The organism is Vibrio sp. V09_P4A23P171 (assembly GCF_963875615.1).
Classification (GTDB): domain Bacteria; phylum Pseudomonadota; class Gammaproteobacteria; order Enterobacterales; family Vibrionaceae; genus Vibrio; species Vibrio anguillarum.
In genome coordinates this window covers 17,543-27,699 of the sequence record NZ_CAWNMR010000027.1, presented here as the reverse complement: position 1 = coordinate 27,699, position 10,157 = coordinate 17,543, and the positions used below count along the sequence as shown (strand labels likewise).

The following is a 10,157-nucleotide window of genomic DNA, read 5'->3' as shown; positions in this document are numbered from 1 at the left end:
GGGTTCCGTAAAGCTTACGGCTATAAGTCAGTTATAACCCCTTTCAATTTGATAAAAACGTCTTGTGGTCTGGCAACTGTAAGAGTTAATTAAGAATTGAAAGGGGGTCCCAATTGGGACGAAGAGAGCTTAGCGCACACGCGATGGAATTGTAAATATCATGTAGTTTTTGCACCTAAGTACCGAAGGCCGGTGTTCTACCAGACTTCGCCGGGATATCATCCAAATTCTTACCAACGAGCAAGTGGGTAGCGTATATTCTCGAGTGTTGGTGCTTTCAGCGATGTTCTGTTTAACCGGTTTTGTAGCAAAACTTGGCCATTGGTCTAAGTATTTGAGTGAACTTAGCTGATCAGATAATTTAGTTCCATGATTTAGGAAATAAAGCCATTTTATGTAGGATTTTTCTGGGATTATGAGTTGTCTATTGTCTGCTTTTACTGATGGTTATATCGTTAAGTGAATGAAATCTAGTCTAGGAATCTCGGAATGATAACCAATAACATAAGTAATGCTCAACTCAGCGGCATTGAGCAAAACGCTCCTCAAGTGGGTCCCCAAAAAGTCGAGGCTTACCTTGCAACGATTAAGAAAGCCCAAAAAGACCTTGAAAAAATCGATCCTGCCATTGCATCAGTCGATGAGCAATCAGCAGATTCTGAAGTACTGGCTATGGTAGCGGCTCATCAAAAACAAGTTGTCCAGTCTATGGTGGGTAGTAATCCTGAGGATGCTATTGCATTGACACTAGCGGCTGGTATCGAAGCATGCAGTGCTCGACTTGAAGCGATACAGCAGCAAGCTATGGGCTTAGGTGTATTTGTAGATTCCATGGAAGCGATGTGGGAAGACATATCAAAAACATCACCATTAACAGGGTATGCGTTAGAAGACGCTTTTCAACTAGTGCTTATGGATGTATTGATCCACATTGACGATTACAATTTAACAGCGGATGAAAAAGATGCCCTTCAACGTTTTATGGAGTGTGGTGGTTCAGGGATGCATGGTTCTCATGAAAACTATGATCAAAATGAATTTGTTGCTGACCTTCCTGGACTTTTTAACAAAATTAATGCCCAGGCACCCAAGGACAGTTTTGCTTATACAATTACTGATTCTATGAAAAATAATTCTGGTTGCCCCGGGGCTTTAGTAACGCAATTTCAGAATAATTGGGGTACTGCTAGTGAATGGTATTCTAACTGGACTAATGGCATAGGCGATGTCTCTCCAATTATGCGTATGGCATTACTCTCTAGTGTGCTGACTGATTCATCTGTGGAAATCTCCAGCGACGAATATAATATGTTTCTTACTGGTAGCCTGTCTGATATTGATACCTTTATGAACGAAAAGTACGGTAAAAATACCATTGAATACATTAACGAGGATCTTGCTATGTGGAACTATTACTTCGATCCTAGTGAGAATCCAGTTACCGGTTTTGGTATGAATTTCCATTCTTCTAGTGGAATGCAGGTAGACTACTTCACTGCATTATCAGAGAATTTACCTTCTCGACCTCTCACCGACGAGGAGCTGAAAGAAGTCAACCGTATCGGTGATCAGGTAAGAATGCTGCAAGAGACTCTCAAATATTGGTTGCAAATTTGCCGAGATGAGCTAGTGGCCATTGCACGTAACATCTAGTTCAGAACGGTCAATTAGGTCGGTCGAAATAAAAATGGGTTGTGGCATCTGAAACACATATACACATTCAAGCATTCAAGAGGGACTGCCAACGCGTGGCGGCTTTAGCGCAAGTGTTTACAGTGGGTTTTTGAGTTCGGCGGTGCGTTGTTAAACACCGCTGTAGCTTCAAGTAGGAAGAGAATATAACAATCTAGAGTTACGGATGTGATGAAAATTACCATTTTTCTGTATTCACGCTCTTTTTGAACTGAGTCGCTAAAAACGTTAGCAATACGTTAAAAGCTGTCTATATTTTTCCAGTCTGCTAGAATCGTTTAGCCTTTAATTTTACACACTTATCGAGGTTTTACATGGAGCTTGGATTAATCATCGTTTTTATCGTGGCTGCAGCGGTCATGGTTAAGAAAGAGATGTCAGAAAATAAGAAATAGACTCACTCATTGATAACTTTTCTCCCCCTTTTTAAATGAATGTGTCTCAAAGCCAGTATTAAACTGGCTTTGTTATTTCTACGATTTTTGGTTCCAAACCAGTTCTCCTCGTCTATTTTCCATCCCGTCAGAGATACCACAACGATGATAAATAAGGCATACTCGTTATTGCATACTCACTGCAATTTCACCAAAGGATGTCCATTTTGCAAAGTCCAATTACCTTAGAAGCGCTTCATATTTTAGATGCGATTGATAGACGAGGCAGCTTTGCTGCGGCGGCAAATGAGCTAAGCCGTGCACCATCATCGCTGAGTTATCAGATCCAAAAATTGGAACAAGATTTAGATATCACTATTTTTGACCGTTCAGGGCATAAAGCGACGTTTACTGAAGCCGGCTTGCTCATTCTTGAGCGGGGTAGAGCCATTTTATCGGCGACAGAAAAATTGGTGAATGACGCAACTTTGTTAGCGAATGGTTGGGAACTGGATTTGACGGTCGCATTTGACGGTATTATCCCTATTCATAATTTTTTCCCAATGGTTGAAGCGTTAGGTAATGTCAGTAAAACACGAATCCGTCTTCAAGAAGAAATTTTAGCGGGGTGTTGGGAGTCACTTTCAACTGATCGAGCCGATTTGCTGATTTGCCCACGTATCGATACGCTACCACAAGATGTAAAAGCAGAAACCATAGGAACTATGTCAATGGTTTGGGTAGCGGCAAGCTCGCATTACGTGCACAAACGAAGCGGTGCATTTGATGAAGAAGCAAGGCAAAAGTATCGAGTGATTGCGATTGCCGATACCGCGCGTGACCAGCCTGCAATGAGCGTGAATATTTTGCAAAAACAGCCGCGTCTGACGGTAACTAATTTCAGCGCAAAATGTGCCGCGTTAGTGGAAGGGTTAGGTATTGGCACATTACCGAAACAGATAGCAGAGCCACTGATCGCCTCAGGTAAACTGAAAACAATCAGCGGATCTGAAGAAAAATCGATGCAGATCATTATGGCATGGCGGCGTAATAAAATGGGCGAAGCAAAGTCGTGGTGTGTACAATACCTCAAGAAAAACTGGGTGCTAAGTTAAAATTCTGGGCAGATCGCAGTGATCAAATTTGATCGCTACGGCTTTATTCTGGTTTATTTAAGATCAAAACCATATCTGCCGTCCCATCCTCGAAATGCACTTCAATCTCAAAACCTAATTTTTGCGCTAGCGTCAACATACCTCGGTTGGTTGGCATGGTCATGCCGGAAATTTGTAAGGTTCCTTTCAAGCGACAATAGTCGATGATTTTTTGCAGCAAGATTTTACCTAAACCTTTTCCTTTTAAATCCGAACGGATCAAGATGGCGAACTCAGCATCGCTATTCTCAGGGTTAATGAGTGCTCGTGAAACGCCAATAATACTCTCTTGATCATTGGTATGATCCACTGCGACAAAAGCCATTTCTCGGTCATAGTCAATTTGAGTAAAATTGGCTAAGGCTTCATGGTTAAACTCGCCGACATCCGAAAAAAAGCGTTTGTACAAATCTTCTTTTGATACGTTACGGATAAACTCTGCATGATGCGGCTCATCTTCGGGCAAGATTGGGCGTAAGGTAATGGCCGAGTTGTCCTTCAGGATCACACTTTCTTCAAACTCACTTGGATAGGGGCGGATAGCTAATCTACTTTGTCCGTCGCCTTGGTAATCTTTTAGGACTAAGTTGGCATCCAATATGGTGAATTGATTGCCATTGGCTAAAACCGGGTGAATATCTAATTCATCTATTTGTGGACATTCAATAATCATCTGCGAGATACGAACTAAAAACTCAGATAACCCATCAATATTCATTGGCTCTGGTAGTTTTTGCAGCCGAATTTTCCCGCTGCGTATTGCTCTGACAATCAGATAACGAGCGAGCGTCATATTCAGTGGGGGGAGTGCGGCGGCGGCATCGATTGATTCATCCCATTCTGAACCACCTTGTCCCAGTAAAATGACCGGGCCAAAGGTTGTATCAGTGATCACTTTGATCCTGAGCTCTTCACCGCCAGCGAGCTTTGCCATTGCCTGAACCAATAACCCATGAACATTAGCGGAAGGATACGAGATCTGCGTGCGATCCAATATCGCTTGTGCTGCGCTTGCCACTTCGTGGCGGTTGCGTAGATTGAGCATCACGCCTTGCACATCTGATTTATGCGTAATATCGGGCGAACGCAATTTCACCACGACTGGGTAACCAATTTGCTCGGCAATATGTACCGCTTCACTGGCATCAGAAGCTATCCAAGTTGGTAATACGTTAAAATTAAAACATTTAAATAGCTTGCCTATTTGGTGTGTATCAAGGTGGCGGGTAGGGTGTATATCCAGTTGCTCCGCTATCCATTGCTGCGCGCTGTGTATTTCTGACACGTGAACGGGTTCTGCGGTCGTCGGCGTTTCCATTAGTTGCTTTTGATTTCGACGGTACTCGACTAAGTGCATGAATGCCACTACTGCACTTTCTGGCGTTCGATAGGTTGGAATGCCCGCTTGGGTAAATATTTGTCTAGCCGGGCGCGCGGTAAGTTCACCTGACCAATTGGTTAGGATGTTAAAACGTTTATGGCGAGGGTGCGCTTTAATCGCGTCGACCACCGCTTGAGCGGTTTGCTCAGACTGCGCAATCGCAGATGGGCTGTGCATAATGAGAATGGCATCGGTTTTATCACTATCTAGCAGCACATTTAGTGTATTAACGTAGCGAGTATGATCCGCATCACCCACCATATCGACCGGATTACTGTGAGACCAACTTTTAGGCAGGCACTGATTTAGTTTTTGATAAGTAGACTCTTCAAGATCGGCAAGCTTTCCGCCTCGATCTAACAAGGTATCGACGGCCATAATAGCTGGCCCGCCACCATTGGTAATAATAGCAAGACGTTCACCTCGTAATGGAACGGAGTGAGTGAGTGTTTCAACAGCGGCAAAGAGTTCATGGGTATTATTCACCCGTAACATACCCGTGCGTTGAATTGCGGAGTCATAAATAATGTCGAGTGTATTGTCTCCACCAGTATGTGCTTGCGCCGCTTTACGTCCAGCAAGCGTTCTTCCTCCTTTTAATACTAAGATTCGCCGGTTACGTGACGCGGCACGCGCTGCCGACATAAAACGGCGAGCATCCTTAATCGTATCAACATAAAGCAAAATGGCTTGGGTGTGTCTATCCGTGCTCAGGCAATCAAGCAAGTCAGAGAAATCGATGTCGCTGGCATTACCAAGAGAAATAAATGCTGAAAATCCGATCTCTTTGTCATTTGCCCAATCTAAAATCGTGGTACAAACCGCTGCAGATTGTGAAATAAAGGCAATGTTACCTTTTAAGGCTGTGACAGGAGAAAACGAAGCGTTGAAATTTAACCAAGGTAGGATCAGCCCTAAGCTATTGGGGCCCAAAATGCGCATTCCTGCCGATTTTGCAATTCTAGAACATTGGGCTTGGATTTCGACTCCTTGAGCATCTTCAGTATACATATCAGATGAAAGTACGATGACGGAGCTGATGCCTTTATCTGCCAATTGCTTAAATAAGGTGACGTTGCGTGTTGCGTGCGTGCATAAAATCGCAATATCAGGGACGATAGGCAGAGATTCGATACTTTTGTAGGCCAATACGCCACAGACGGATGGATAATAAGGCGTGACAGGCATAATCGCACCATCGAAGCCTCCTTGAAGTAGGTTCTTCATCACAATATTGCCAGCACGAAGCGAGCGTACTGATGCACCAACAACCGCGATCGATTTTGGTTTCAGGAATGGATTTAAATTGTTCATGTTGATGAACCTTTCACTCACGAATTACCGTTAGCTTAGCGAACAAATGCTATCCTTGTTCACTATATTGGTTTGATTGTGATCATTACGTCGTGAGACAACTGCGACTTTGTGCCATAAATCACAGTACAAAGGTATATAATCACAAAGCGAGCTTGATTCTGAGCGTCGCTATCGGCATGATTTATAGTAATTTCTACTTAAGGCGTTGAACAATTCATGAAAAAAATCACAATTGTCGGTTTATCAGTGCTTCTGGCTGCCTGTGCATCTGATACATACATTACCGATGTCACCTCTGAAAGCCATCGTGAAGAGTACAAAGTTGCTCCGGTTCAGCAACCAGTAGTCGCTCAAGAAGGCATGGCTACTGGAATTTCTGAGAGCAATGTCGAAACGAATGTGGTGAAGATGTCTCCTAACGATACAGAGAAAAAAGTCGTTAAGATGAGCCCTCAAAGCAAAGCCGCAGTAGCGCTCATTCCACCGACAGCTAAACAGACGGCAATGAATCCGCGTTTTGGCTACACCATTCAGGTCGTTGCTGTTGGATCACAGAATAAAGTTGATCAGTTTGCCAGTAAACTGCCCAATTCTGACGGCCAACCTATTTGGGAAAATTATAAAGTAGTGAATGGAACCAAGTGGTACACCGTACTTTATGGTGACTACGCAACTCGTGCCGATGCTGTTGAAGCAATTGAAACACTGCCAACCGAGTTTCAAGCAATGAAACCTTTTGCCAAAAGTATTGATACCATCAAAAATTCGGAATTTCCGACACTCAATAAGTTGAACTGATTCTGGATTTTATCGCGAATAAATGATCAAAGGGGCTTATGCCCCTTTATTGCTTATAACTTAGCCTGTTACAACAGTAAAAAGGTTTTCCTTGGCTAAAACCGTGTAACTTCACACTGAATTGATTATCATGCTTTATAGTTTATTCGTCAGCAGCATGGACAGATTTTAATGACTCAAACAACAATCCTATTATTATGTGGTGGCGGTTCGTCAGAACATGAAGTTTCACTTGTGTCAGCCAACTATTTACAAGCACAACTTGAAAAAACAGAAGGTTTTCAAGTTATTCGCGTCGAAATGCGACCCGATGGTTGGTACAGTGAAAAGGGCGATCTGAGTTTCTTAGACACGAATGCTGCAACGTTGAATACCAATGGTGTTGCCGTCAATATCGATTTTGTGGTTCCTTGCATTCATGGTTATCCAGGGGAAACGGGCGACATTCAATCGATGCTCGAGCTGGCTGGCATCCCATATTTAGGTTGTGGTCCAGAAGCCAGTGCTAACAGCTTTAATAAAATTACATCTAAGCTTTGGTACGATGCGCTGGGTATTCCTAATACACCTTATCTTTTTCTTTCAGAAAATAATGCACAAGCGCATCAGCAGTGTAAGCAAGCTCTGGAAAAATGGGGAAGTGTGTTTATTAAAGCGGCGAGACAAGGCTCATCTGTTGGTTGTTACAAAGTCACCGAGGTTTCCCAGCTCAACAGCGCAATCGATGCGGCTTTTAGCTACTCGGAACAAGTTCTGGTTGAAAAAGCAGTGAAACCTAGGGAATTAGAAGTTGCCGCTTATCAGCTTGATGGTGTTTTATATCTTTCTAAGCCGGGTGAGATCATCGCACCAGAAGACGCATTTTATACTTATGAAGAAAAATACAGTGCGACTAGCCATTCGATGACTGAAGTGCAAGCTCAGAATTTAACCAGAGATCAATTAGAAATGATAAGTGATTGTGCTGCTAGGGTTTTTACCCACATGAAGCTTAGGCACCTTGCACGTATTGATTTCTTTTTAACCCCAGAGGGAAACATTTATCTTAATGAAGTTAACACCTTCCCAGGCATGACTCCCATTTCAATGTTTCCTAAAATGTTAGAGCATAATGGGCATAGGTTTCATGAATTTCTAGCCAATTGCGTGACAACGTCACTCAATCAAAAGGTTTAATGACCTTAAATTTCATCTGTTCACTTTCTGCAATGTCGAGCTTACCAATGTATTGAGCTGGCATTGCAGGGCTTAACCATCGTCCAAATTGCTGAATATCTTGAGTTTTATAACCTTGTTTCGCCAGTTCTTGAGCCGCACCAACACGGGTTGATTGGCCTGAAAACCTCAATTCAAATATGCCTAAACGTTGCCCTGCATGACGTAAGATACGGAAAATAGACGCATCATTTAAAGATCTATTTGAAATATTGCCATGGCGATCGATTGAACAAAACACAATGTTCGACTCTTTATTGAGTAATTGTAGCCACTTTTTAAGTGCAAGAGAGGCCGATTCAGAAAGATAATAATCGGCATTTCCCACGATGATCTTCATTTGCCCATCCACAGTTAAGGCTTGGCCTATACTTAGTTTTTTAAGCTCACTTCGTTTCAAAGCACACTCAAACATCACATAATAGATGGCAAGATCGCGGATATCCTTTTTGTGAGATGAATGAATAAGTTGTATATCTAGTGCTAATAAATGTTTTTTCGTTAACGGTGTCGCTTGCTTAGCATCATCACCTTTCTCTCCTTTAAGACGAAACAAAGAAAGTTGAGTGAGTCGGTTTTGCGTGGGGTCTTTCATCGAAAGTAGGTGATGGATGATACCAATGGTGACCATGTAACGCCTGATAGTCGCGTATTTTCTCACACGAGCTTCCGTTTCGATAAATTGCCTAACAGCTGTTGTTGAGCCAGGAAGAGGAGTAACACATCTTATTTTGCAAAATGTAACAAAATGATTCCAATCTTTAGTCATGGCCAAAGCGGAGTTCTTCGAATATTGCCAATGTGTCAAATGTTGAAATTGTTCAAAGCAAACTGTGTCGGAAAATTCGGTAACCTTTTGTTTTAAAATCATAGGATCTGTGATGAGAGGGATGTTTTTTTTCATCTTGATGCACTATAACAATATGGTTTATCGATAAATATACTTGATAACGGTGAAGATACAATTATTATTTAACTAACCTATAATTAAAAAGACCAATAACATATGGCTATAGCGACGTATCGAGGATTTACCCTTACATCTGCGCCTAACTCTACAGATATATGGCAAGTTAAGATCAAAAACCATGTTTTGACTGGTAACCTTGCGGCAGTTAAAAAAAGCATAGACTGGTGGTGTGATACTGCCTCTATCATTGATCCTAGAGAGTTCAGTGCGGTAGGTAAGAAGAGAGAAGCTCCAAATGGTAAACAAGAGCAATTTGGCGGCTTTACACTGAAGAATGATACAGGTGAGCTCAATGGGTGGTATTGCTTTTTCAATGGTCGCTTAATCAAAGGTTCAAAAGTGGCTATTCAAAAACATATCGAAGCTTATTTGCTTGCAAAACAGAAAGCAGAACAATTAAAGAAGTAAATGATTTATGACACTTGTATATTCTACGGATTTAGGCCGTATCAAAGCTGAGCCTGAAGTTATAGAACGCCCTAAAGGAGATGGAGTGGTTAGAATCCATCGTCAAACAAAAGGGCGAAAAGGGAAAGGCGTGAGTATCGTGACCGGCTTGGATTTAGATAATACAGCACTAAAGCTATTCGCGGCAGAACTCAAGAAAAGTTGTGGGTGTGGCGGCTCAGTAAAAGATGGTGAAATAGAAATCCAGGGTGATGCTCGAGACAAAATTAAAGCTTATTTAGAAAAGAAAGGTTTCATAGTTAAACTAGCCGGAAATTAACGTATTAATAACTAGAATGAAATCTTCGATTATCAGACTAGTTATTAGGTATTTTATGGTAAATACTGATTATGTTTAATGGCTACATCCCTAGAAAGCGCATAAAGGCATGGCGCTTTCATTTTGTTATCATTTATTTAACATAATATACATAATACGCACCAAGACAGGCAAAAAAGAAAGGCAACTTTCACAGCGTAATCAATAAGTTACCTTTACTTTTTGCCTACCAATTTTAAGCAATTTTCCTGTTTTCAATTGCCTTCTCAACAGCCTCAATTACACGGTTACTTTTAGATCGTTCTGCGATTATTGCAAGCAGTACTAAATCTACATCTAAACCAAGCAAATCTGCCACTTCACAAGCTATTTCTTCGCTCATTGTGCCGCCATTACGCCATTTATTAACGGTAGCATGGTTAAGTTCCAAGAATCTAGCTACATGCCTATCACTAAGTAGCTGTTTTTCAACTCTTAATCTATTAAGTAAATCAAGTGTAGTTATCATGTTTACACCTCCATTTCCGAG

At 41.8% G+C, this 10,157-nt stretch carries 9 protein-coding genes and 1 pseudogene; 7 read left to right on the top strand and 3 right to left on the bottom strand.

Annotation, left to right across the window (positions count from 1 at the left end; genetic code table 11):
* Positions 1-96: 96 nt before the first annotated feature.
* From AACT23_RS10090 to AACT23_RS10080, 3 genes and pseudogenes are all read left to right on the top strand, one after another.
* Positions 97-201, top strand: a pseudogene (locus tag AACT23_RS10090) (hypothetical protein); the annotation flags it as partial.
* A gap of 288 nt (positions 202-489) precedes the next feature.
* Positions 490-1,653 (top strand): hypothetical protein, encoded by a 1,164-nt coding sequence (locus AACT23_RS10085; RefSeq protein WP_094129242.1) that lies wholly within the window; start codon positions 490-492, stop codon positions 1,651-1,653.
* Between the two features lie 640 nt (positions 1,654-2,293).
* Positions 2,294-3,181, top strand: a complete 888-nt coding sequence (locus AACT23_RS10080) for a LysR family transcriptional regulator (RefSeq protein ID WP_094129239.1) — start codon at positions 2,294-2,296, stop codon at positions 3,179-3,181.
* A gap of 43 nt (positions 3,182-3,224) precedes the next feature.
* Here the strand turns inward: AACT23_RS10080 and AACT23_RS10075 are convergent, their stop codons facing one another.
* A complete protein-coding gene (locus AACT23_RS10075; protein WP_094129236.1) occupies positions 3,225-5,915 on the bottom strand; it encodes a bifunctional acetate--CoA ligase family protein/GNAT family N-acetyltransferase in 2,691 nt (896 codons plus the stop codon).
* Between the two features lie 219 nt (positions 5,916-6,134).
* Between AACT23_RS10075 and AACT23_RS10070 the strand changes: the two genes are divergently transcribed.
* Complete coding sequence (locus AACT23_RS10070; protein ID WP_094129233.1) at positions 6,135-6,716, top strand: SPOR domain-containing protein; 582 nt, start codon at positions 6,135-6,137, stop codon at positions 6,714-6,716.
* A 171-nt stretch (positions 6,717-6,887) separates the two neighbouring features.
* Positions 6,888-7,892 (top strand): D-alanine--D-alanine ligase, encoded by a 1,005-nt coding sequence (locus AACT23_RS10065; RefSeq protein ID WP_017045559.1) that lies wholly within the window; start codon positions 6,888-6,890, stop codon positions 7,890-7,892.
* On the opposite strand, the gene AACT23_RS10060 is transcribed toward AACT23_RS10065, so the two are convergent.
* Positions 7,876-8,835, bottom strand: a complete 960-nt coding sequence (locus AACT23_RS10060; RefSeq protein WP_094129230.1) for a tyrosine-type recombinase/integrase — start codon at positions 8,833-8,835, stop codon at positions 7,876-7,878. The genes AACT23_RS10065 and AACT23_RS10060 overlap by 17 nt on opposite strands.
* 102 nt (positions 8,836-8,937) lie before the next feature.
* On the opposite strand from AACT23_RS10060, the gene AACT23_RS10055 reads away from it, so the two are divergent.
* Both AACT23_RS10055 and yciH read left to right on the top strand, forming a co-directional pair.
* Positions 8,938-9,309 carry a DUF3319 domain-containing protein gene (locus AACT23_RS10055; RefSeq protein WP_013867787.1) on the top strand — a complete coding sequence of 124 codons (372 nt, stop codon included), beginning with the start codon at positions 8,938-8,940 and terminating at the stop codon, positions 9,307-9,309.
* 7 nt (positions 9,310-9,316) lie between these two features.
* The gene (gene yciH, locus AACT23_RS10050) at positions 9,317-9,628 is read left to right on the top strand and encodes a stress response translation initiation inhibitor YciH (RefSeq protein WP_064626153.1); all 312 of its coding nucleotides are present in this window, start codon (positions 9,317-9,319) and stop codon (positions 9,626-9,628) included.
* A gap of 235 nt (positions 9,629-9,863) precedes the next feature.
* Here yciH and AACT23_RS10045 read toward each other — a convergent pair whose 3' ends face one another.
* On the bottom strand, positions 9,864-10,136 hold the full coding sequence (locus AACT23_RS10045) for a hypothetical protein (protein WP_094129227.1): 273 nt from the start codon (positions 10,134-10,136) through the stop codon (positions 9,864-9,866).
* Positions 10,137-10,157 lie beyond the last annotated feature (21 nt).

Bases quoted from the DNA above. Each gene is read 5' to 3' on its own strand.
- yciH (WP_064626153.1), top strand. From the start codon at position 9,317: ATGACACTTGTATATTCTACGGATTTAGGCCGTATCAAAGCTGAGCCT.
- AACT23_RS10045 (WP_094129227.1), bottom strand. From the start codon at position 10,136: ATGATAACTACACTTGATTTACTTAATAGATTAAGAGTTGAAAAACAG.
- AACT23_RS10055 (WP_013867787.1), top strand. From the start codon at position 8,938: ATGGCTATAGCGACGTATCGAGGATTTACCCTTACATCTGCGCCTAAC.
- AACT23_RS10085 (WP_094129242.1), top strand. From the start codon at position 490: ATGATAACCAATAACATAAGTAATGCTCAACTCAGCGGCATTGAGCAA.
- AACT23_RS10065 (WP_017045559.1), top strand. From the start codon at position 6,888: ATGACTCAAACAACAATCCTATTATTATGTGGTGGCGGTTCGTCAGAA.
- AACT23_RS10070 (WP_094129233.1), top strand. From the start codon at position 6,135: ATGAAAAAAATCACAATTGTCGGTTTATCAGTGCTTCTGGCTGCCTGT.
- AACT23_RS10075 (WP_094129236.1), bottom strand. From the start codon at position 5,915: ATGAACAATTTAAATCCATTCCTGAAACCAAAATCGATCGCGGTTGTT.
- AACT23_RS10060 (WP_094129230.1), bottom strand. From the start codon at position 8,835: ATGAAAAAAAACATCCCTCTCATCACAGATCCTATGATTTTAAAACAA.